Source organism: Spirillospora sp. NPDC127506 (genome assembly GCF_040302145.1).
Taxonomy (GTDB): domain Bacteria; phylum Actinomycetota; class Actinomycetes; order Streptosporangiales; family Streptosporangiaceae; genus Spirillospora.
This window is the reverse complement of record NZ_JBEORG010000008.1, coordinates 153,387-174,476: the sequence shown is the minus strand read 5'-3', so window position 1 is coordinate 174,476 and position 21,090 is coordinate 153,387. Positions and strand designations below refer to the sequence as shown.

The 21,090-nt window shown below is 70.2% G+C and carries 21 protein-coding genes; 2 read left to right on the top strand and 19 right to left on the bottom strand.

The genetic code is table 11. The features are described 5' to 3' along the window. Positions 1-23: 23 nt before the first annotated feature. The 13 genes from rpsS to ABTW95_RS11445 form a co-directional block, all read right to left on the bottom strand. On the bottom strand, positions 24-305 hold the full coding sequence (gene rpsS, locus ABTW95_RS11505; RefSeq protein ID WP_396451092.1) for a 30S ribosomal protein S19: 282 nt from the start codon (positions 303-305) through the stop codon (positions 24-26). Between the two features lie 12 nt (positions 306-317). Continuing rightward, positions 318-1,151, bottom strand: a complete 834-nt coding sequence (rplB, locus tag ABTW95_RS11500) for a 50S ribosomal protein L2 (protein WP_396451094.1) — start codon at positions 1,149-1,151, stop codon at positions 318-320. Positions 1,152-1,188: 37 nt separating this feature from the next. Then, positions 1,189-1,488, bottom strand: coding sequence for a 50S ribosomal protein L23 (rplW, locus tag ABTW95_RS11495; RefSeq protein ID WP_396451095.1), 300 nt, complete (start codon positions 1,486-1,488; stop codon positions 1,189-1,191). 12 nt (positions 1,489-1,500) lie between these two features. Beyond that, positions 1,501-2,103, bottom strand: a complete 603-nt coding sequence (gene rplD / locus ABTW95_RS11490; RefSeq protein WP_500226226.1) for a 50S ribosomal protein L4 — start codon at positions 2,101-2,103, stop codon at positions 1,501-1,503. Further along, positions 2,100-2,750 (bottom strand): 50S ribosomal protein L3, encoded by a 651-nt coding sequence (gene rplC, locus ABTW95_RS11485; protein WP_500226225.1) that lies wholly within the window; start codon positions 2,748-2,750, stop codon positions 2,100-2,102. The genes rplD and rplC overlap by 4 nt, the downstream gene beginning before the upstream one ends. Before the next feature lie 15 nt (positions 2,751-2,765). After that, the gene (rpsJ, locus tag ABTW95_RS11480) at positions 2,766-3,074 is read right to left on the bottom strand and encodes a 30S ribosomal protein S10 (RefSeq protein WP_018657599.1); all 309 of its coding nucleotides are present in this window, start codon (positions 3,072-3,074) and stop codon (positions 2,766-2,768) included. A 106-nt stretch (positions 3,075-3,180) separates the two neighbouring features. Continuing rightward, complete coding sequence (tuf, locus tag ABTW95_RS11475) at positions 3,181-4,374, bottom strand: elongation factor Tu (RefSeq protein WP_500226224.1); 1,194 nt, start codon at positions 4,372-4,374, stop codon at positions 3,181-3,183. 175 nt (positions 4,375-4,549) lie between these two features. Further along, positions 4,550-6,661 (bottom strand): elongation factor G, encoded by a 2,112-nt coding sequence (gene fusA / locus ABTW95_RS11470; protein ID WP_396454965.1) that lies wholly within the window; start codon positions 6,659-6,661, stop codon positions 4,550-4,552. A gap of 41 nt (positions 6,662-6,702) precedes the next feature. Then, positions 6,703-7,173 carry a 30S ribosomal protein S7 gene (gene rpsG, locus ABTW95_RS11465; protein WP_067889272.1) on the bottom strand — a complete coding sequence of 157 codons (471 nt, stop codon included), beginning with the start codon at positions 7,171-7,173 and terminating at the stop codon, positions 6,703-6,705. Beyond that, positions 7,173-7,547 (bottom strand): 30S ribosomal protein S12, encoded by a 375-nt coding sequence (rpsL, locus tag ABTW95_RS11460; RefSeq protein WP_030176166.1) that lies wholly within the window; start codon positions 7,545-7,547, stop codon positions 7,173-7,175. The genes rpsG and rpsL overlap by 1 nt, the downstream gene beginning before the upstream one ends. Before the next feature lie 582 nt (positions 7,548-8,129). After that, positions 8,130-9,665: a hypothetical protein gene (locus tag ABTW95_RS11455; protein WP_500226223.1), complete on the bottom strand. Its 1,536-nt coding sequence runs from the start codon at positions 9,663-9,665 to the stop codon at positions 8,130-8,132. A 241-nt stretch (positions 9,666-9,906) separates the two neighbouring features. Then, positions 9,907-10,887, bottom strand: coding sequence for an aldo/keto reductase (locus tag ABTW95_RS11450; protein ID WP_396452567.1), 981 nt, complete (start codon positions 10,885-10,887; stop codon positions 9,907-9,909). A gap of 11 nt (positions 10,888-10,898) precedes the next feature. Continuing rightward, positions 10,899-11,720, bottom strand: a complete 822-nt coding sequence (locus ABTW95_RS11445) for an EamA family transporter (protein ID WP_396452566.1) — start codon at positions 11,718-11,720, stop codon at positions 10,899-10,901. 34 nt (positions 11,721-11,754) lie between these two features. On the opposite strand from ABTW95_RS11445, the gene ABTW95_RS11440 reads away from it, so the two are divergent. Then, entirely contained in the window at positions 11,755-12,237 is a 483-nt protein-coding gene (locus ABTW95_RS11440) for an Lrp/AsnC family transcriptional regulator (protein WP_396452564.1), read from the top strand. On the opposite strand, the gene ABTW95_RS11435 is transcribed toward ABTW95_RS11440, so the two are convergent. Together ABTW95_RS11435 and ABTW95_RS11430 are read right to left on the bottom strand one after the other, a co-directional pair. Next, a complete protein-coding gene (locus tag ABTW95_RS11435) occupies positions 12,161-12,832 on the bottom strand; it encodes a TetR family C-terminal domain-containing protein (protein ID WP_396452562.1) in 672 nt (223 codons plus the stop codon). The genes ABTW95_RS11440 and ABTW95_RS11435 overlap by 77 nt on opposite strands. Further along, positions 12,829-13,695, bottom strand: a complete 867-nt coding sequence (locus tag ABTW95_RS11430) for an alpha/beta fold hydrolase (protein WP_396452560.1) — start codon at positions 13,693-13,695, stop codon at positions 12,829-12,831. The genes ABTW95_RS11435 and ABTW95_RS11430 overlap by 4 nt, the downstream gene beginning before the upstream one ends. A gap of 233 nt (positions 13,696-13,928) precedes the next feature. On the opposite strand from ABTW95_RS11430, the gene ABTW95_RS11425 reads away from it, so the two are divergent. After that, positions 13,929-14,351 carry a DUF7144 family membrane protein gene (locus ABTW95_RS11425; protein WP_396452558.1) on the top strand — a complete coding sequence of 141 codons (423 nt, stop codon included), beginning with the start codon at positions 13,929-13,931 and terminating at the stop codon, positions 14,349-14,351. A 69-nt stretch (positions 14,352-14,420) separates the two neighbouring features. Here the strand turns inward: ABTW95_RS11425 and ABTW95_RS11420 are convergent, their stop codons facing one another. From ABTW95_RS11420 to ABTW95_RS11405, 4 genes are all read right to left on the bottom strand, one after another. Next, a complete protein-coding gene (locus tag ABTW95_RS11420) occupies positions 14,421-14,663 on the bottom strand; it encodes a hypothetical protein (protein WP_396452556.1) in 243 nt (80 codons plus the stop codon). A gap of 220 nt (positions 14,664-14,883) precedes the next feature. Beyond that, positions 14,884-15,750 (bottom strand): phosphotransferase family protein, encoded by an 867-nt coding sequence (locus ABTW95_RS11415; protein ID WP_500226222.1) that lies wholly within the window; start codon positions 15,748-15,750, stop codon positions 14,884-14,886. A 638-nt stretch (positions 15,751-16,388) separates the two neighbouring features. Then, positions 16,389-16,742 carry a DUF3703 domain-containing protein gene (locus ABTW95_RS11410; protein WP_500226221.1) on the bottom strand — a complete coding sequence of 118 codons (354 nt, stop codon included), beginning with the start codon at positions 16,740-16,742 and terminating at the stop codon, positions 16,389-16,391. Between the two features lie 475 nt (positions 16,743-17,217). Next, positions 17,218-21,090 (bottom strand): DNA-directed RNA polymerase subunit beta', encoded by a 3,873-nt coding sequence (locus tag ABTW95_RS11405; protein ID WP_396448405.1) that lies wholly within the window; start codon positions 21,088-21,090, stop codon positions 17,218-17,220.

Genomic DNA, 21,090 nt, shown 5'->3' with positions numbered 1-21,090 from the left:
CTACGTGCGTACTGCTCTGCCTGCTAGCCGCGACGGCTGCGGCGGTCTTCCTTGACGTGGCTGCGGAACGTGCGCGTCGGCGCGAACTCGCCGAGCTTGTGTCCCACCATGGCGTCGGTGATGAACACCGGGACGTGCTTGCGGCCGTCGTGCACGGCGATCGTGTGACCGATCATGTCCGGCACGATCATGGAGCGCCGGGACCACGTCTTGATGACGTTCTTGGTGCCCTTCTCGTTCTGGGCTTCCACCTTCTTCATCAGGTGGTCGTCCACGAACGGGCCCTTCTTAAGGCTACGTGGCATGACGAGCGACTCCTACCGCTTCTTCTTGCTGCGACGACGGACGATCAGCCGGTCGCTCGACTTGTTCGCCTGGCGAGTGCGGCCTTCCTTCTTGCCGGCGGGGTTCACCGGGTGGCGGCCGCCGGAGGTCTTGCCCTCACCACCGCCGTGCGGGTGGTCGATCGGGTTCATGGCGACGCCGCGGACGGTCGGGCGCTTGCCCTTCCACCGCATCCGGCCGGCCTTGCCCCAGCTGATGTTCGACTGCTCGGCGTTGCCGACCTCGCCGACCGTCGCGCGGCAGCGCACGTCCACCATCCGCATCTCGCCGGAGGGCATGCGCAGCGTGGCGTACTTGCCCTCCTTGGCCAGCAGCTGGACGCCGGCGCCCGCGCTGCGGGCGATCTTGGCGCCGCCGCCGGGGCGCAGCTCGATGGCGTGCACGACCGTACCGGTCGGGATGTTGCGCAGCGGCAGGCAGTTGCCCGGCTTGATGTCCGCGCCCGGCCCGTTCTCCACCCGGTCGCCCTGCTTCAGGCCGCGGGGGGCGAGGATGTAGCGCTTCTCGCCGTCCACGTAGTGCAGCAGCGCGATCCGCGCGGTGCGGTTCGGGTCGTACTCGATGTGCGCGACCTTGGCCGGCACGCCGTCCTTGTCGTGCCGGCGGAAGTCGATCAGGCGGTAGGCGCGCTTGTGCCCGCCGCCCTGGTGCCGGGTGGTGATGCGGCCGTGGTTGTTGCGGCCGCCCTTCTTGGGGAGCGGACGCAGCAGCGACTTCTCCGGCTCGTCGCGCGTGATCTCGACGAAGTCGGCCACGCTGGAGCCGCGACGTCCCGGAGTCGTCGGCTTGTAGTTACGGATGCCCATCTTTTTCGTTCATCCCTTAATCTGCTCCGGCGCCGGCCTAGGCCGGGCCGCCGAAGATGTCGATCCGCTCGCCCTCGGCCAGGCTGACGATGGCGCGCTTGGTGTCCTTGCGCTTGCCGTAGCCGAACCGGGTGCGCTTGCGCTTGCCCGGCCGGTTGAGCGTGTTCACGTTCGTCACCTTGACGCCGAACACGGCCTCGACGGCCTGCTTGATCTGCGTCTTGTTGGCGTCCGGGCGGACGATGAACGTGTACTTGTTCTCGTCCAGGAGCCCGTAGCTCTTCTCCGAGACGACCGGCGCGATGATGACGTCGCGGGGGTCGGCGATCTTGTTCATGTGCGACCCTCCTTACTTCTTCGCCGCGCGCGAGATGAACTCGTCGTACGCCGCCTTCGTGAAGACGACGTCATCGTTCACCAGCACGTCGTAGGTGTTGAGCTGGTCGGAGACGAGCACGTGCACGCTCGGCTCGTTGCGCAGGCTCTTCCAGGTCAGCTCGTCCTCGCGGTCCAGGACCACGAGCACGCGCTCGGCCTCGGTGACCTCGCGCAGCGCCTTGAGCGCCGTCTTCGTCTTCGGGGTGTCGCCCTCGATGAGGCTGTCGACGACGTGCACCCGGCCGTAGCGGGCGCGGTCGGACAGAGCGCCGCGGAGCGCGGCCGCCTTCATCTTCTTGGGCGTCCGCTGCGAGTAGTCCCGCGGCTGCGGGCCGTGCACGGTGCCGCCGCCGGCGAACTGGGGCGCGCGGATCGAGCCCTGGCGGGCGCGGCCGGTGCCCTTCTGCCGGTACGGCTTCTTGCCGCCGCCCCGGACGTCGCCGCGGGTCTTGGTGGCGTGCGTCCCCTGGCGCGCCGCGGCCAGCTGCGCCACCACGACCTGGTGGATCAGCGGCACGCTGGTCTTCGCGTCGAAGACCTCGGCGGGCAGGTCGATGTCGAGCTTCGTCGTCACTTGCCCGTCCCCTTCACTGCGTCGCGGACCAGCACCACGCCGCCGTTGGGCCCGGGAACCGCGCCCTTGATGAGCAGCAGGTTCTTCTCCGCGTCGATGGCGTGGACGGTCAGGTTCTGCACGGTGGTGCGGGCGTTGCCGTGCCGTCCCGCCATGCGGAGGCCCTTGAAGACGCGACCGGGGGTCGCGCAGCCGCCGATCGAGCCCGGCGAGCGGTGCTTGCGCTGGGTGCCGTGCGAGGCGCCGAGGCCCTTGAAGCCGTGGCGCTTCATGACACCGGCGGTGCCCTTGCCCTTGCTCGTCCCGGTGACGTCGACCTTCTGGCCGGCCTCGAAGACGCTGACGGTGATCTCCTGGCCGAGTTCGTACTCGGTGGTGTCGTCGGCCCGCAGTTCGACGAGGTAGCGGCGCGGCGTCACGCCGGCCTTCTCGAAGTGGCCCGTGCGCGGCTTGTTCACCTTGCGCGGGTCGATCTGCCCGAACCCGATCTGGACGGCGCTGTAGCCGTCCTTCTCCGGGCTCTTGAGCTGGGTCACGACACACGGCCCGGCCTGGACGACGGTCACCGGAACGATCCGGCCCTCATCGTCGAAGACCTGGGTCATGCCGAGCTTCTCGCCCAGGACGCCCTTCCTCTGCGTACTCATCTCTCGGTGCGTCCCTTAGAGCTTGATCTCGATGTCGACACCGGCCGGAAGGTCGAGCCGCATCAGCGAGTCGACCGTCTTGGGCGTCGGATCGATGATGTCGATCAACCGCTTGTGCGTGCGCATCTCGAAGTGCTCGCGGCTGTCCTTGTACTTGTGCGGCGAGCGGATGACGCAGTACACGTTCTTCTCGGTCGGCAGCGGCACCGGGCCCGCGACCTTGGCGCCCGTCCGCGTCACCGTCTCAACGATCTTCTTCGCGGAGGTGTCGATGACCTCGTGGTCGTAGGCCTTGAGCCGGATGCGGATCTTCTGTCCCGCCATGGTGGCCTCGGTGTCCTTTGCTGTAGTGCCGCTGTTTACTTCGTGGCATGGAGGCGGCGGCCCGGCCCCGACTGCTCGCGCCGGGCCGCCGCTCCCATGAGGGGTGTTACTTGATGACCTTGGTGACGCGACCGGCGCCGACGGTGCGGCCGCCCTCGCGGATGGCGAACTTCAGGCCCTCCTCCATGGCGACGGGCTGGATCAGCTCGACGCGCATTTCGGTGTTGTCGCCCGGCATGACCATCTCGGTGCCCTCGGGGAGGTTCACCACGCCGGTGACGTCCGTGGTCCGGAAGTAGAACTGCGGGCGGTAGTTGTTGAAGAACGGCGTGTGCCGGCCGCCCTCGTCCTTGGACAGGATGTAGACCTGCGCCTCGAACTCGGTGTGCGGGGTGTTGGTGCCCGGCTTGATGACGCACTGGCCGCGCTCCACCTCCTCGCGCTTGATGCCGCGCAGGAGCAGGCCGACGTTGTCGCCCGCCTGGCCCTGGTCGAGGAGCTTGCGGAACATCTCGACGCCGGTGACGGTGGTCGAGGTGACCTCCGGCTTGATGCCGATGATGTCGACGGTCTCGTTGACGTTCACGACGCCGCGCTCGATGCGGCCGGTCACGACGGTGCCGCGGCCGGTGATCGAGAAGACGTCCTCGATCGGCATCAGGAACGGCTTGTCGGTGTCGCGCACCGGCTCCGGCACGTTCTCGTCGACGGCGTTCATGAGCTCGACGATCGACTCGGACCACTTCTCGTCGCCCTGCAGCGCCTGGAAGGCGGACACGCGCACGACCGGGACGTCGTCGCCCGGGAACTCGTACTCGGAGAGCAGCTCGCGGACCTCGAGCTCGACGAGCTCCAGGATCTCCTCGTCGTCCACCATGTCGCACTTGTTCAGCGCGACGACGATGTAGGGGACGCCGACCTGGCGGGCCAGGAGCACGTGCTCCTTGGTCTGCGGCATCGGGCCGTCGGTGGCGGCGACCACCAGGATGGCGCCGTCCATCTGCGCCGCACCGGTGATCATGTTCTTGATGTAGTCCGCGTGACCCGGGCAGTCCACGTGCGCGTAGTGCCGGGCCTCGGTCTGGTACTCGACGTGCGCGATCGAGATCGTGATGCCGCGCTCGCGCTCCTCCGGCGCCTTGTCGATGTCCTCGAACGGCGTGAAGGGGTTGAGGTCCGGGTACTTGTCGTGGAGCACCTTGGTGATCGCCGCGGTAAGCGTGGTCTTACCGTGGTCGATGTGTCCAATGGTGCCGATGTTCACGTGCGGCTTCGTCCGCTCGAACTTGGCCTTCGCCACTGGTTGCTCCTTGTTGCGATCCTCGGCCGTCTAGACGACCGCTTCGATGTGCGTCCTGTTGATCCGTGGGCAGGCCGGGTGCCTTACCGATGACGGGGAACCTGCTCGGCGGCCCGCCGCCCGCCGCCGCACGGAGTGCTGTCGGCGGCGGCGGCCCGGCTTCGCAGATTCCCCATCACTCGCCCCGCGCCTTGGCGATGATCTCCTGCGCGACGTTCGACGGAACCTCGGCGTAGGAGTCGAACTGCATGGTGAAAACAGCCCGGCCCTGGGTCTTGCTGCGCAGATCGCCCACGTAGCCGAACATCTCCGACAGGGGCACGAGCGCCTTGATGACGCGCATGCCGTGCCGCTCGTCCATGGACTGGACCTGACCGCGGCGGCTGTTGAGGTCGCCGATCACGTCGCCCATGTTCTCCTCGGGCGTGGTGACCTCGACCGCCATCATCGGCTCCAGCAGCGTGGGGGCGGCCCGGCGGGCGGCCTCCTTGAACGCCATGGAACCGGCGACCTTGAACGCCATCTCCGAGGAGTCGACCTCGTGGTAGGCGCCGTCCTGCAGGGTGACCTTCACGCCCACCATCGGGTAGCCGGCGAGGACACCGAAATCGGCGGCCTCCTGGCAGCCCGCGTCGACCGACGGGATGTACTCCCGCGGGATGCGGCCGCCGGTGACCTTGTTCTCGAACTCGTAGCCGTCGGACCCGCCGCCCAGCGGCTCCAGGTCGATGATCACGCGGCCGAACTGGCCCGAGCCGCCCGTCTGCTTCTTGTGGGTGTACTCGACCTTCTCGACCTTCTTGGTGATCGTCTCGCGGTAGGCGACCTGCGGCTTGCCGACGTTGGCCTCGACCTTGAACTCGCGCTTCATCCGGTCGACGAGGATCTCCAGGTGGAGCTCGCCCATGCCGGAGATGACGGTCTGGCCCGTGTCCTCCTCGGTGCGGACCTGGAAGGACGGGTCCTCCTCGGCCAGCCGCTGGATCGCGGTGCCCAGCTTCTGCTGGTCGGCCTTCGTCTTCGGCTCGATCGCCACGTGGATGACCGGCGCCGGGAAGTTCATCGACTCGAGGACGATGGGGTCCTTCTCGTCGCACAGCGTCTCACCGGTGGTGGTCTGCTTGAGGCCCATCACCGCGACGATGTCGCCGGCGCCCGCGCGCTCGATCTCGGTGCGCTTGTTGGCGTGCATCCGGTAGATCTTGCCGATGCGCTCCTTGCGCTCCTTGACGGAGTTCAGGACCGCGGTGCCGGACTCCAGCACGCCGGAGTAGATGCGCACGAAGGTCAGCTTGCCCAGGTGCGGGTCGCTGGCGATCTTGAAGGCGAGGGCGGAGAACGGCTCGTCCTCGCTCGGCAGCCGCTTGAGCACCTTGTCCTCGTCGCGGACGGCGTGGCCCTCGATGGCCTCGATGTCCAGCGGGGAGGGCAGGTAGCGGACGATCCCGTCCAGCAGCGGCTGGACGCCCTTGTTCTTGAAGGCCGTCCCGCACATGACCGGGGTCAGCTTCGCGGCGACGGTCGCGCGGCGGATGCCGGCGTGGAGCTGCTCGACGGTGGGCTCGTGGCCCTCCAGGTACAGCTCCATGATCTCGTCGTCGTTCTCCGCGAGGGTCTCGACGAGCTTGTCGTGCCACTCGCGCGCCGACTCCAGGTGCGTGTCGGGGATGTCGACCGTGTCGTACATCTCGCCGAGCTTGGCCTCCTCGTTCCAGATGAGGGCCTTCATCCGGACCAGGTCGACGACGCCCTTGAAGTCCGCCTCGGCGCCGATCGGCAGCTGCAGCGGCAGCGGCGTCGCGTTGAGGCGGCTCTCGATCATGTCGACGCAGCGGTGGAACTCCGCGCCGACCCGGTCGAGCTTGTTGACGAAGCACATGCGGGGCACGCCGTAGCGGTCGGCCTGCCGCCACACGGTCTCGGACTGGGGCTCCACGCCGGCGACGCCGTCGAACACCGCGACCGCACCGTCGAGCACCCGCAGGTTGCGCTCCACCTCGACGGTGAAGTCGACGTGCCCCGGGGTGTCGATGATGTTGATCGTGTGATCGGTCTCGTCCACGGACCAGTGGCAGGTGGTCGCGGCGGAGGTGATGGTGATCCCCCGCTCCTGCTCCTGCTCCATCCAGTCCATGGTGGCCGCACCGTCGTGGACCTCACCGATCTTGTAGCTCATCCCCGTGTAGAACAGGATGCGCTCGGTCGTCGTGGTCTTGCCCGCGTCGATATGGGCCATGATCCCGATGTTGCGGACCTTGGCCAGGTCTACACCGGTTTTGGTAGCCACTGTCGTCCTCGCGTCGTCTCGTCGTTGCAGTTCCGCCGGGGTTACCAGCGGTAATGGGCGAAGGCCTTGTTGGACTCCGCCATCTTGTGCGTGTCCTCGCGCTTCTTGACAGACGCGCCAAGACCGTTGCTCGCGTCGAGCAGCTCGTTCATCAGCCGCTCGGTCATGGTCTTCTCGCGGCGCTGCCGGGCGTAGAGCACCAGCCAGCGCAGGGCGAGGGTGGTGCTGCGGGCCGGCCGCACCTCGACGGGGACCTGGTAGGTCGCGCCGCCCACGCGGCGGCTGCGGACCTCCAGGGTCGGCTTCACGTTGTCGAGCGCGCGCTTCAGCGTGACGACCGGGTCGTTGCCGGTCTTCTCGCGGGCGCCCTCGAGTGCGTCGTACACGATGGTCTGCGCGATCGAGCGCTTGCCGTCCAGGAGAACCTTGTTGATGAGCGCGGTGACCAGCGGCGAGTTGTACACCGGGTCAGCGATCAGCTGGCGCTTGCCAGCAGGGCCCTTGCGCGGCATCAGCTCTTCTCCTTCTTCGCGCCGTACTTGCTGCGCGCCTGCTTGCGGTTGCGGACGCCCTGCGTGTCGAGCGAACCGCGGATGATCTTGTACCGAACGCCGGGGAGGTCCTTCACACGGCCGCCGCGCACGAGCACGATCGAGTGCTCCTGCAGGTTGTGGCCGACACCGGGGATGTAGGCCGTGACCTCGATCCCGCTGGTCAGCCGGACACGGGCGACCTTGCGAAGCGCGGAGTTCGGCTTCTTGGGCGTCGTCGTGTAGACGCGCGTGCAGACCCCCCGCCGCTGGGGGCTCTCCTTCAGCGCGGGCGTCTTGTTCTTGGTCACCTTGTCCTGGCGGCCCTTTCGGACCAGCTGCTGGATCGTGGGCACCGCGTCTCCGTCTTCCTCGTACCGAGCCGGTAAGTCCTTTTGCTGCAATCACCACCTCAGGCGAGGCTGTGACCTGCCGGTTTCCCGACCTCTCCGACCCACGCGGTCGGGCGTGTCGTCGCCCCACGGAAATACAACCGCGAGAAACGACACAGACCGCCCGGCCCGTCAAAGGGCCGAATCAAGCCGGGGAGTCGAGCCCCTACCATCCGGCGCGTGCCCGCGGCCCGAAACCGCCGAACCCACCGAGGATGGGAGAGCCTCATCGATGCGGCGCTGGGGCCGGCCGGAGGCCTTGCCAACGCGCACGCATAGCGGCCCGCTCATGGCGGGACCAAGTGAGAAGGTTACCGACCGCCGGGCCAAAGTGCAAAGCGAGCGCGCACCACCGTGCGCGCCCCCGTACCGCGCGGGCCCGCGGGCGGCGGGGAGCCGTCTCCCCGGAGCAGTCAACGACAGAATGCCGACGGATGTTCCCCGCCGGGAGCCTCGGCTCCGGACGGGGGACCCGTCGGCATTGTGTCCCACATCCCCGCTGCTAGGGAAGATGTGGACCGATTTTTACTTCCCGCGCCCGCGCCGCTAGAGGATGAACGCCACGACCAGGACCACGAGGATCACCACGATGGCGACGGCGCCGACGACGAGCCAGAGCGTGTTCTTGCCGCCCTTGCCGCCGTCCGCCCCGTAGGCGGGCTGCTGGCCGTACTGCGGCTGGCCGTACTGACCGGGCTGGCCGTATCCCTGCTGCTGCCCGTACTGCTGCTGCTCGCCCGGCTGGCCGAACTGCTGCCCCGGGGCGGGCTGCTGGCCCGGCTGGCCGTAACCCTGCTGCTGGTACGGCTGGCCGTACGCCTGCTGCTGCTCGGGCTGGCCATAGGCCTGCTGCTGGCCGTAGCCCTGCTGCTGCTCGCCCGGCTGGCCGAACTGCTGCCCCGGGGCGGGCTGCTGGCCCTGGGCGGGCTGCTGCGGCTGCTGCGGGCCCCACTGCTGCCGGCCGATGTCGAGCCGCGTGCTGTCGGCCATGCCGGGCGTCTCGGCGGAGCCCCTCCCCTGGGACGACGCCGACGGGTCGAACGCCTCGGTGGGACGCGCGTCCTCGACGCCGCTCTCACCGGGCGGGGAGTACAGGTCGTCCACGGACGGCGAGGCGCCCGAGGTGGTCGAGCCCGCGCCGAAGCCCGCCTCGGGCGGCGGCACCATCATCGTGCGCTCGTGGTCGGCCTGGCCCTGCTGCGGCCGGCCCTGCCCCTGCTGGGGCGCCTCCGGGGACCACGGCTCGGGCGTGGACGGCGGCGTCGGCGCCTGCCACGGCTCGGCCGGCGGGTCCTGCCGGCGCTCGGGTCCGGTGGCGACCGGGACGTCGGTGCCGGGCGACCAGTGCAGCGTCGCCTGGTCGTCGATCGGGGGCCGCTGCTGCTGCTCGGGCTCGGGCGAGCCGGCGGCGGGCCCGGGCACGATCACGGTCCGGTCGCCGGAGGAGTCCTGCGGCGCGTCCTGCTGCTCGGCGGGCGCGGCGGGCTCGGGCGGCGGGAAGGCGCCGGGCCCGCCGAACTGCTGCTGCCCGTACTGCTGCTGCTCCTGGGGCGCGCCGTGCATCGGCTGCTGCGGGTACGCGGGCTGCTGCGGCGGGTGCTGGCCGTACTGCTGCGGGTCGTACTGCTGCTGCTCGTACTGGGGCGGCTGCCCGTAGCCGCCCGGCTGCGGCGGGCCGTACTGCTGCTGGTCGCCCGGCGGGACGTACTGCTGCGGGTCCTGCGGGGGCGTGAACCCGCCCGGCGCGGGCGGCGGGCCGTAGCCGGCGGGCGGCTGCCCGTACTGCTGCTGCTCCTGGGGGGCGCCGTAGGGCTGCTGGGGCGGCGCCGGAGGCTGCTCGCCGAACTGCGCCATCGGCTGCTCGACCATCGTGGGGGGCGGCGGAGGCGGCGCGGGCCGCTCCTCCTCGCGCGGCTGCTCGGGCTGCGGCGCGGCGCGGCCGCCGAGCTGCGGAGCGCCGAACACCACGGTGCGGTCCCCCAGCGGCCGGGCGGGCGGCTCCTGGCCCTCCGCCGGGCCGGCCTGACCCTCGTCCTCGGGCAACGGCCGCTGCGGTCCCTGCGTACCGTCGTTCTCGGTCATCGTCGGGCTCCTTCAGTGCCGTCGTCCCGGGGCTCCTCAGCTCCCGGAGGCCCGGAGGCGCACGGCGCGCCGCACCGCCTCCGAACCTTCACCCATGTCACCACGTGGCGGTCTTGCCTTGCGTGGGCGTTCTCGTCCACAGCCTGCCCCGATCGCCCGGGGAATCGCAAATCACCACCCCTGATAGACGACGGACGCCCCCCGTCCGTTCCGTGCGGGGGCGTCCGCGCCCGTCTTCCCGTCAGGAGTGCCCGGCGACCGCGTGCGGGCGGTACGGGGCCTCCATCCGCGCGACCTCCTTCTCGTCCAGCTCCAGGCGCTCGGCGGCGATCGCGTCGTCCATGTGAGCGAGTTTCGTCGCTCCCACGATGGGGGCCGTCACTCCGGGACGTCCGAGCAGCCACGCGAGCGCCACCTGCGCCGGCGGCACGCCCCGCTCCGCCGCGACCTCGCGGACGGCGTCGACGACGTCGAAGTCGTCCTCGCTGTAGAGGCCGTCACCGAAGGCGTCGTTCCGGGCCCTGACCGTCTTGCGCTCGCCGCCGCGCTCCCTGTTCCCGGCGAGCAGGCCCCGCGCCAGCGGGCTCCACGGGATGAGGCCCACGCCTTGGTCGATGCAGAGCGGGTTCATCTCCCGCTCCTCTTCTCTGTAGACGAGGTTGTAGTGGTTCTGCATCGAGACGAACTTCGTCCAGCCGTGCATCTCGGCGGTGTGCTGCGCCTTGGCGAACTGCCACGCGTACATGCTGGACGCCCCGATGTAGCGCGCCTTGCCCGACTTCACCACGTCGTGCAGCGCCTCCATGGTCTCCTCGATGGGCGTCTCGTAGTCCCACCGGTGGATCTGGTAGAGGTCCACGTAGTCGGTGCCCAGCCGCCGCAGCGAGTCGTCGATGCTCGCCATGATGTGCTTGCGCGACAGGCCCCGCTCGTTCGGCCCGTCCCCCATCGGTATGCAGACCTTGGTGGCGAGCACGTAGTCGTCGCGCCGGGGGAAGAACTTCGGCAGGAGCCGCCCGGTGATCTCCTCGCTGACGCCGCGCGAGTACACGTCGGCGGTGTCGAAGAAGGTCACACCGCCCTCCACGGCCCTCGCGACGATCGGCTCGGCGGCATCCTCGCCCAGCGCCCACTTCCGCAGTGCGGGGTCGCCGTAGCTCATCATCCCGAGGCAGATCCGGGAGACCTTCATGCCCGCCGTGCCGAGACGTACCTGTTCCATGCCTTCTCCTTTCAACGTTCTCCACGGTGCACCGCGACACCGGCTATCACCAGTCCCACCCCGGCGACCTCCGCGGCCGCGGGCACCTGCCGCAGGACCACGAGCCCGGTCACGGTCGCGGTCGCCGGCAGCAGCGACACCATCAGCGCGTAGGTGGCCCGGCTGAGCCGCGCCATGGCCAGCTGGTCGCACACGTACGGGATGACCGACGACGTGACGCCCACGCCGACGCCCGCCGCGAGCAGCGCGGGGTCGTCCAGCACCGGCACGGCCTGCAGGCCGCCGATGGGGAGGACGAACACGGTCGCGGCGACCATCGCCATGGCCAGCCCGTCGATGCCTCCGGCGTCCGACCGGGCCGCCCTGTGCGCCACGACGACGTACAGGGCGAACAGGCCCGCGTTCGCGAAGGCGAAGAAGAACCCGAGCGGCTCTCCCTCAAGCCGCACCTCCGTCAGCACGTACACGCCCGCCACGGCCGCGATGAGCGCCACGATGTTGCGCCTCGTCCTTGCCCCCAGGGCGGCCAGAGCGATCACGGGCAGGAACTCGATCGCCGCCACGGTCGCCAGGGGCAGCCTCGCTATCGCCATATAGAAGGACGAGTTCATGGCCGCGAGCACGGCGCCCCAGAGCAGGATCGTCCGCCGGCCGCCGCCGTTGAACGTCCGCCACGGGCGGCGCCACAGCGCGAACACCGCGACCGCGCTCCAGATGCGGATCCCGGCCACGCCCAGAGGCCCGACCCGGGGGAACAGCAGCACGGCGAACGACGGTCCTAGATAGTGGAAGACCGCGCTCCCGACGAAGTACGTCCAGGGCGGATATGTCATGGCCGTATCGTCGGCCGCTCCGTAAGTTGGAGGAATGGCGAACCGACGGAGCAGGCCGGGCCGCGCCTACGAACCGAAACCGCTGGACGCGACCGACCTCAGAATCCTCACCGAGCTGCAGCGGGACGGCCGCGCGTCGCTCGCCGAGCTCGGCCGCCGGGTGTCGCTGTCCCCCCCGGCCGTCGCCGAGCGCGTGCAGCGCCTGGAGGAGACCGGGGTCATCACCGGCTACCACGCGACCGTCGACCCGACCGCGCTCGGCTTCCCGATCACGATCCTGGTCCGGGTCAACCCGAGCCCGCGGGAGCTGAGCCGCATCCCCAAGATCGCGGACGAGATCCCGCAGATCACCGAGTGCCACCGCATCACCGGCGACGACTGCTTCTTCTTCATCGCCCACCTGCGCGCGGTCGAGGAACTCGAACCGATCCTCGACCGCTTCACCCCGTACGCCCGGACGACGACCTCGATCCTCCAGTCGGCGCCCGTCCCGCGCCGTCCCCTCCCCCTCGGCTGAGGGGCGTCACCCGGAGACCGGCCAGCAGCGCGACGATCGCCCGCTCCGCTTCGGCGCGCGCGGCGCCGCGGTCGGGCGCGTGCGCGATGAGCAGCGCCGCCTCGTTGACGGCGCTGAGGACCAGGTGCGCGAGGACGTCCACCGGCTGCGCCGTCAGGACGTGCTCGTCCATGGCCTGCTGGAGTCCCGCCTTGATGAGGCCCAGCCCGTGGGCGGCCTCGATCTCCCGCCAGGCGGCCCAGCCGAGCACCGCGGGCGCGTCCCGCAGCGCGATCTGGAGCACCTCGGGCTCCTCGCAGATGTCCAGGAACGCGGCCAGGCCGGCGGTCGCGGCCTGCCAGGAATCGGCGGCGGTGCCGATGGCCTCGCCGACCCGGGCGACGAGTTCGGTCTCCACCTGTTCCAGCACCGCCCGGAACAGCTCCTTCTTGTCACCGAAATGGTGGTGCAGCGCGCCGCGGGTGAGGCCGGCCGCGGCGACGATCTCCTCCGCGGACACGCCGGCGTAGCCGCGCTCGGCGAACAGCCGCCGCGCGGAGGAGACGAGCGCCTCCCGGGTGCGGCGCGCCCGATCCTGCGTCCGGCGCGGGCTCATCGCCGCGGCACCCCCGCGAACTCGGTGATCAGGCCGGCGAGCACCGCCGGCTGGTCCTCGGGGACGAAGGTCGCGGAGTCGGCCACCGGGACGAGCCTGGCGTCGGGGAACAGGTCCGCGAGGCGGCGGGCCAGCGACATCGGGAAGAGCCGGTCGTCCTCCGCCCACGCCAGCAGCACCGGCCGGTCGAAGGCGCCGAACGTCCCGGCCGCGGCGAGCGTGTACCGGCGGTGGACGCCGGCGAGGAAGCGCCGCAGGTCACGCCGTACACCGCCGTCGGTGCGCGCGGGCCGCAGATACGAGTCCATCACCGGCTCGGGCACCGGCCGCCGGGACAGCCATCCGAAGGTGAACGGCAGCCGCCGGAACATGCGGGGGCGCAGCGCCTGGGCGAGCACCCAGGCCGAGCCCGGCAGCCGCGCGCCGGGCGGGAGGAACCGGAAGATCGGCGGGAAGAACCGCTCCAGTGCGTCGCAGGAGGCGAGGACCACCCGCCCGACCCGTTCCGGGCGCCGTGAGATCAGCACCTGCACCAGGGCGCCGCCGGTGTCGTTGGCCACGAGGGTCACGTCCGTCAGGTCCAGCGCCTCCAGGAAGTCGGCGATGAGGTCGGCCACTCCCGCCGGGCTCAGGTCGGCGTCCGGCCGCACCGGGATCTCGTGGGACCCCAGCGGCCAGTCGGGGCTCAGGCACCGGTGGCCCGCCCGCGCCACCGCGGGCACCACGTTCCGCCACAGGTCGGCGTTGACCAGCAGGCCGTGCACGAACACCACCGGAGGCCCTTCCCCCGCCTCCCGGTAGGCGAGGACTCCCTGCGGCAACTCGACCTTCTTGGCCTCCCCGAGCGATGCACTGCGCGCCATGCCGTCTCTCCTCTCGGCTCCCCAAAAGCATACATACCGTATGTATGTTTTTCTAGAGGATCGACAGGCAACTCGGGAGGCCGAACCGGGCGCGACGGCTCTTCATCGGAGGTCTACTTTTCCGCAAAGCTGCATCTAAGAGGGGATTTGCCACGGTTGCGGCCCAGGGCGGAAGGGCAGTCTTCGGGCACCAAGTCGGCGGCGGGTTCCGCCGCGACGGGAGGGGGGTTCGCATGACGACCAAGACCGCCCGCGGAACCGCGTCGGCCATGACGCGGCCGCAGACATCGGGATGGCTGGCCTTCGCGGGCACGCTCGCGATGGTGATCGGCGCGTTCAACATCATCGACGGCCTGGTGGGCTTGTTCAAGGACGAGTACTACCTGGTGGGCCAGAACCAGATCCTGGTGTTCGACTACACGACGTGGGGCTGGATCTGGCTGATCCTCGGCATCGTCCAGGTCGGTGTCGGCGCGGCGATCCTCTCCGGGAAGATGTGGGCTCGCGCGGTCGGCGTCTTCTTCGCCGTCGTCGTCGCGATCGGGCACCTGGGGTTCCTGCTGGCGTTCCCGATCTGGTCGGTGCTGACCATCGCCCTGTGCGTCCTGCTGATCTATGCGCTCACCGCCCCGCCGGCCGGCGCCAAGGCCGGCTGACGGCGCCGCGCACCCGATGCGAAGGGGCCCGTCCGGGTTCGGACGGGCCCCTTCGGGTGAGCGGCGGGCTCAGGCGAAAGCGCGGCACTCCACCGCCGCGCGGCGTTCGGTCATGCCCTGCTGGACGGCCGCGGTCACGCACGCCTGCTGCTTCTCATCGAGCTTGGGCTTGCCGCACTCGGTGACGCTCGAGTACGTGCGGCAGTCCTGGCGCGTGCCCTGGTCGTCGGACGGCTGCGCGGCGGCGGCGCTGCCCACTCCGGCGATCCCCGCGAAGGCGGCGATCAGCGCACCGGTCATGACCCTCTTCATCTGGTGTTCTCCCCCGTCGCGTACATCAGGCAACGCCTGCCTTCCTCCCCGGCCCACAGAGCGACAAAACCAGACAAAAGGTCAAGGAAACGGAGATACACGCAGGTCAAGCTCAGTCCCCACCAGAACGACCAGGGGTTCACGCCCCGGATCTCCGCCGCGTACTGGCGCGGCGTCCCCAACCCCTGCTGGACGTTGCCGGAGGCAGAAGCCGAAGCGCTCAGCGGACGCCGGCCGGAAAGAGCCACCTCAGCGCGGGCAGGCACTTGTCGAGATACTTGGCGTGCCCCTCCTGAAGCCCGTAGGCCATGTCCTCCAGGAGGCCGCACCTGGCGTAGAACCCGGCACGCGCTTTGATCTTCCCGGCTTCCCGCGGCCCGGCCTCGTAGCCGCGCAGCGCCAGATCGAGCGCATCGGGGCCGAGGTCGCGGTACAGCAGGCCGAAGTCGCAGGCGGGGTCGGTGATCGCGGCGTCGCTCCAGTCGATGATCCCGGTCACCGTGCCAGTGGCCGGGTCGACGAGGACATGCTCGATCCCCATGTCGTTGTGGGAGAACACCCGATCATGCCCGCCGGGCGGCGGCGGAGCGCTCAGGAACGCCTCGACGGCCCCGCGGCGCACCGCCGGCACCGCTTCGCCGATCTCCGAGTAGATCTCCGCCGCCTCCTCCAGCCACACCGCCGCCGGCTCGTCATCGACCTCCACCAGGCCGCCCATCCGCGCGACCGGCAGCGCGTGCAGTGCGCCGAGGAACCTTCCGAGCGCCACGGCGATCGAGTCGGCGTGTGCCGCACGCTGCGCCGGGGCGACGTCGATCAGCGGGACGCCCGGAAGCTTGAAGTAGGCGAGGCAGCCTTCCTCGGCGGCCGTGAGAGCCGGCTCGGGCACCGGCAGCGGCGACACGTCCGAGACGGCGGCGAGAAGCCGGGCCTCTCCGCTCACCCGCGCGGCCCGGCTCGCGGCATCGGGCTCCTTGCCCAGCCGGACGATCAACTCGTCGTTCACCTCGAAGGCGACGTTGTCCTCGCCTTCCCCCAGCAGCACGACGGTTTCGACCCGATAACCGGGCAGATGCACGCTCAGCACATCCCGAACATCTTCCGCGCTCCGCCGTCCCATGCGCCGACTGTAGACACATGCACCGCACGCCAACCACGGGCTCGGCAGACACTGTCGGACGCGGGGCTCGACCCCGGCCCCGTGGAGCTGCCCGGCGGCGAAGAAGGGTTGCGGGTCTCGTGCATAACGGACCCCGACGGCTACCGGATCGAGCTGGTGCAGTGGCCGCCCGGCCATGCCGACGGCCTCTCCCCCGCCGACTTCGCCTAGGCCGGCGCCCGTCCGGTCACGTCGACCGCGATCTGCGGCGGGCGCGGTAGTCTGCGCCGCCGTGGTTCTTCACGTCATAGGCCCGGTCACCGGCAAGGCCGACGTCGCCGGCGCCTTTGGGCCCGGGAACGACGACGGCGACCGGCCCTTCCACGGGCCGCTTGTCGATGCCCGTGGCCCTGAGGCCCCTCCAAGGATTGCTGCGGGGCCGGCCGACATTGACGGAGAGCAGCCTCGTGGAGGCGACGCTATGGGCCGATTCACCCAAAGGCGACAGATTTTTCCGGCCACCCGACCTCGCGCGCACCGCGTCGGCGACAAGGAGCCCTGGGCGGTGGGCGTGGCGCGTGAGCGGGCGGACCTTGGGCGCGACCCCGGTCAGGTCCGTCCGTGCGCTATTGCCCGGCCGTGGCGAGGAGGGGCGCCAGGTCGTCGGGGACGGGCATGGGTTGGGTGAGGCCGACGCGGGCGCGGCCGGTGTTGCCCTCCGGATAGCGGCCAAGGGCGGAGCCGGGCGCGGCCACGATGATCCGTACGACCTGCCCCAACGCTTCGCGGCGGTCGCGCTGGGCCAGGGCCAGGGCCAGCATCGCGATGTGGTTGCGGGTATGCGGCCATGGCCAGGGCTGCGACAGGATGTGCGCCCGTTCCAGATGCCGCCAGCGGTCCTCGGGGGCGGTCGCGGCGCGGGCGGCGGCCATTTCGTCATCATAGGCGGCCCGTAACGGCGCCGGCATCGTGCGGCTCATCGTCGTTCCCTCCTCCGGGACGCCGCCGGCGTCGGCCGGTCCGACGGCGTCATCCCGCGGTACTTCGACGATAAGTCCTGGTCGTGCTCCGTCAAGGCGGGCGACGGCGGCCGGCGGGGAGGTGCAGCCGATCGCCTCGACGCGCCCCGGACGCTAGGCAGTGGGCGTGGCCGTCTCCGGCAGGAGAGCGGCCGCGGTGAGGTCGATCGCCGTGCTGAACACGATCGCCGCCACCGGCGCCGCCGCCTCGCACGCACCGGTCGATACCGCCACCGTCCACGGCTACGGCGTCGCGGCCGCGTGCGCGGCGGCCCTGCTGGCTGTCGGGACGGTCGCCGTCCTCGCCCTGGTCGACGCCCGCCGCGGAGCCGATCCGACGCGAAGAGGCCCCTCCGGGTGGGAGGGGCCTCTTGCGTGTCGTCAGTCGGGTGTCCGTTGCCCGGGGCCGCAGCTCGCGCGGCGGCCCCGGCGGACGTCAGCGGTTGTACTGGCCGAAGTCGTACTCCTCCAGCGGCACGGCCTCGCCGGAGCCCTGCCCGAAGGCGTACTCGGCGCCGTCGTCGTAGGACCCGACGGAGTAGACCGCGGCCTTCGCCTCCTCGGTCGGCTCGACCCGGACGTTGCGGTACTGCGGCATGCCGGTACCGGCCGGGATGAGCTTGCCGATGATGACGTTCTCCTTGAGGCCGAGCAGCGGGTCGCTCTTGGCGTGCATCGCGGCCTCGGTGAGCACCCGGGTCGTCTCCTGGAAGGACGCCGCCGACAGCCACGACTCGGTCGCGAGCGAGGCCTTGGTGATGCCCATCAGGACGGGGCGGCCGGCGGCGGGCGTGCCGCCCTCGGCCACGACGTTCCGGTTCGTCTCCTCGAAGATCGGACGCTCGACCAGGTCGCCCGGGAGCAGCTCGGTGTCGCCCGACTCGAGGATGTTCACCCGCTTCAGCATCTGGCGGACGATGATCTCGATGTGCTTGTCGTGGATCGACACGCCCTGCGACCGGTAGACCTCCTGGACCTCCTGGACCAGGTGGAGCTGCACGGCGCGGGGGCCGAGGATGCGCAGCACCTCGTGCGGGTTGATCGCACCCGCGATGAGCTGCTGCCCGACGCCCACGGACTCGCCCTCCTTGACCAGGAGGCGGGACCGCATCGGCACCTGGTAGGCGATCTCGTCGGAGCCGTCGTCCGGGACGATGACGACCTTGCGGGCCTTCTCCGTCTCGTCGATCTTGACGCGGCCGGCGACCTCGCTGATCGGGGCCACGCCCTTGGGGATGCGGGCCTCGAACAGCTCCTGGACGCGCGGCAGGCCGTGCGTGATGTCGCCGCCGGCCACACCGCCGGTGTGGAAGGTGCGCATCGTCAGCTGCGTGCCGGGCTCGCCGATGGACTGCGCGGCGATGATGCCGACGGCCTCGCCGACGTCCACCCGCTTGCCGGTGGCCAGCGAGCGGCCGTAGCAGGCGGCGCAGACGCCGATCTTGGCCTCGCAGACCAGGGCGCTGCGGGTGCGGACCCGCTCCACGCCCGCCTCGACCAGCCGGGTGACGACCGCGTCGGACAGGTCGGTGTCGGCCGGGAAGATGACCGTCCCGTCGACGACGACGTCCTCGGCGATGGTGCGGCCGATCAGGCTGGTCTCCGAGGTGGCCAGCTTGACCAGGGTGCCGTCGGGCAGCCGCTCGGCGACCTCGAACGGGATCGTGCGGTCGGTGCCGCAGTCCTCCTCGCGGACGATGACGTCCTGCGCGACGTCCACCAGACGCCGGGTCAGGTAACCCGAGTCGGCGGTGCGCAGCGCGGTGTCGGCGAGGCCCTTCCGGGCGCCGTGCGTCGAGATGAAGTACTCGACGACCGACAGCCCCTCGCGGAAGGACGACTTGATCGGGCGCGGGATGGTCTCGCCCTTCGGGTTGGAGACCAGGCCGCGCATGCCGGCGATCTGGCGGAGCTGCAGCGGGTTGCCGCGGGCGCCCGACTGGATCATCATCCAGATCGGGTTGGCCTTCGGGAACGCCTTCTCCATGTCCACCGCGACGTCCGCGGTGGCCTTGTTCCAGATCTCGATGAGCTCCTGCTTGCGCTCGTCGTCGGTGATCAGGCCGCGGTTGAACTCCCGCTGCACCTTCTCGGCGCGCTGCTCGTAGCCGGCCAGGATCTCCTGCTTGTTGGGCGGCGTGATGACGTCGTCGATCGCGATCGTGACACCGGACCTGGTCGCCCAGTGGAACCCGGTGCTCTTGAGCGCGTCGAGCGCGTTGGCGACGGCGACCTTCGGGTACGTCTCCGCCAGCTCGTTGACGATCGCCGAGAGCTGCTTCTTGCCGATCTCGTCGTCCACGAACGGGAAGTCGTCCGGCAGCGTCTCGTTGAACATGGCGCGGCCGAGCGTCGTCTCCAGCCGGTACGGCTGGCCGGGCTCGTAGCCCTCCGGCGCGATCCAGTCGCGCGGCGGCGGGACGTCCTTCAGCCGGATCTGGATCTTGGCCTGGAGGTCCAGCTCGCCGCGGTCGTAGGCCATGATCGCCTCGGCCACGGACCCGAACGCGCGGCCCTCGCCGAGCGCGCCGTCCTTCTGCGTCGTCAGCCAGTACAGGCCGATGACCATGTCCTGGGTGGGCATGGTGACGGGCTTGCCGTCCGACGGCTTCAGGATGTTGTTCGTCGACAGCATCAGGATCCGCGCCTCGGCCTGCGCCTCGGCGGACAGCGGCAGGTGCACCGCCATCTGGTCGCCGTCGAAGTCCGCGTTGAACGCGGTGCAGACCAGCGGGTGGATCTGGATGGCCTTGCCCTCGACCAGCTGCGGCTCGAACGCCTGGATGCCCAGGCGGTGCAGGGTCGGGGCGCGGTTCAGCAGCACCGGGTGCTCGGTGATGACCTCTTCCAGGACGTCCCACACGACGGGACGCGCGCGCTCCACCATCCGCTTGGCGGACTTGATGTTCTGCGCGTGGTTGAGGTCGACCAGCCGCTTCATGACGAACGGCTTGAACAGCTCCAGCGCCATCTGCTTGGGCAGGCCGCACTGGTGCAGCTTCAGCTGCGGGCCGACGACGATGACCGAGCGGCCGGAGTAGTCGACGCGCTTGCCCAGCAGGTTCTGCCGGAACCGGCCCTGCTTGCCCTTGAGCATGTCGGACAGCGACTTCAGCGGACGGTTGCCGGGCCCGGTGACCGGGCGGCCGCGGCGGCCGTTGTCGAACAGCGCGTCGACGGCCTCCTGCAGCATCCGCTTCTCGTTGTTGACGATGATCTCGGGCGCGCCCAGGTCGAGCAGGCGCTTGAGCCGGTTGTTCCGGTTGATGACCCGGCGGTACAGGTCGTTCAGGTCGGAGGTCGCGAAGCGGCCGCCGTCCAGCTGGACCATGGGACGCAGGTCCGGCGGGATGACCGGGATGCAGTCCAGCACCATGCCGAGCGGGCTGTTGCGGGTGTTGAGGAACGCCGAGACGACCTTCAGCCGCTTGAGGGCGCGGGCCTTCTTCTGGCCCTTGCCGGTGCGGATGATGTCGCGCAGCTTCTCGGCCTCGGCGTCGAGGTCGAAGTTCTGCAGCCGCGCCTGGATGGCCGCGGCGCCCATGCCGCCCTCGAAGTACTTGCCGAACCGGTCGCGCATCTCGCGGTAGAGCAGCTCGTCGCCCTCCAGGTCCTGGACCTTGAGGTTCTTGAACCGGCTCCACACCTCGTCGAGGCGGTCGAGCTCGCGCTGCGCGCGGTCGCGCAGCTGCTTCATCTCCCGCTCGGCACCGTCGCGCACCTTGCGCTTCTGGTCGGCCTTCGCGCCGGCCTCCTCCAGCTCCGCGAGGTCGCCCTCCAGCTTCTGCTGGCGGGCCTCGATCTGCGCGTCGCGGGCCTGCTCGATCTGCTGGCGCTCCACCGAGATGTGCGCCTCCAGCGTGGGCAGGTCGCGGTCGCGCCGCTCCGCGTCCACGCTGGTGATCATGTAGGCCGCGAAGTAGATGATCTTCTCGAGATCCTTCGGGGCCAGGTCCAGCAGGTAGCCGAGGCGGGACGGCACACCCTTGAAGTACCAGATGTGCGTGACCGGCGCGGCCAGCTCGATGTGGCCCATCCGCTCGCGGCGCACCTTGGCGCGGGTCACCTCGACGCCGCAGCGCTCACAGATGATGCCCTTGAAGCGGACGCGCTTGTACTTGCCGCAGTAGCACTCCCAGTCCCGGGTCGGGCCGAAGATCTTCTCGCAGAAGAGCCCGTCCTTCTCCGGCTTGAGGGTCCGGTAGTTGATCGTCTCCGGCTTCTTCACCTCGCCGTGCGACCACTGGCGGATGTCGTCGGCGGTCGCCAGACCGATGCGAAGCTCGTCGAAGAAGTTGACGTCAAGCAA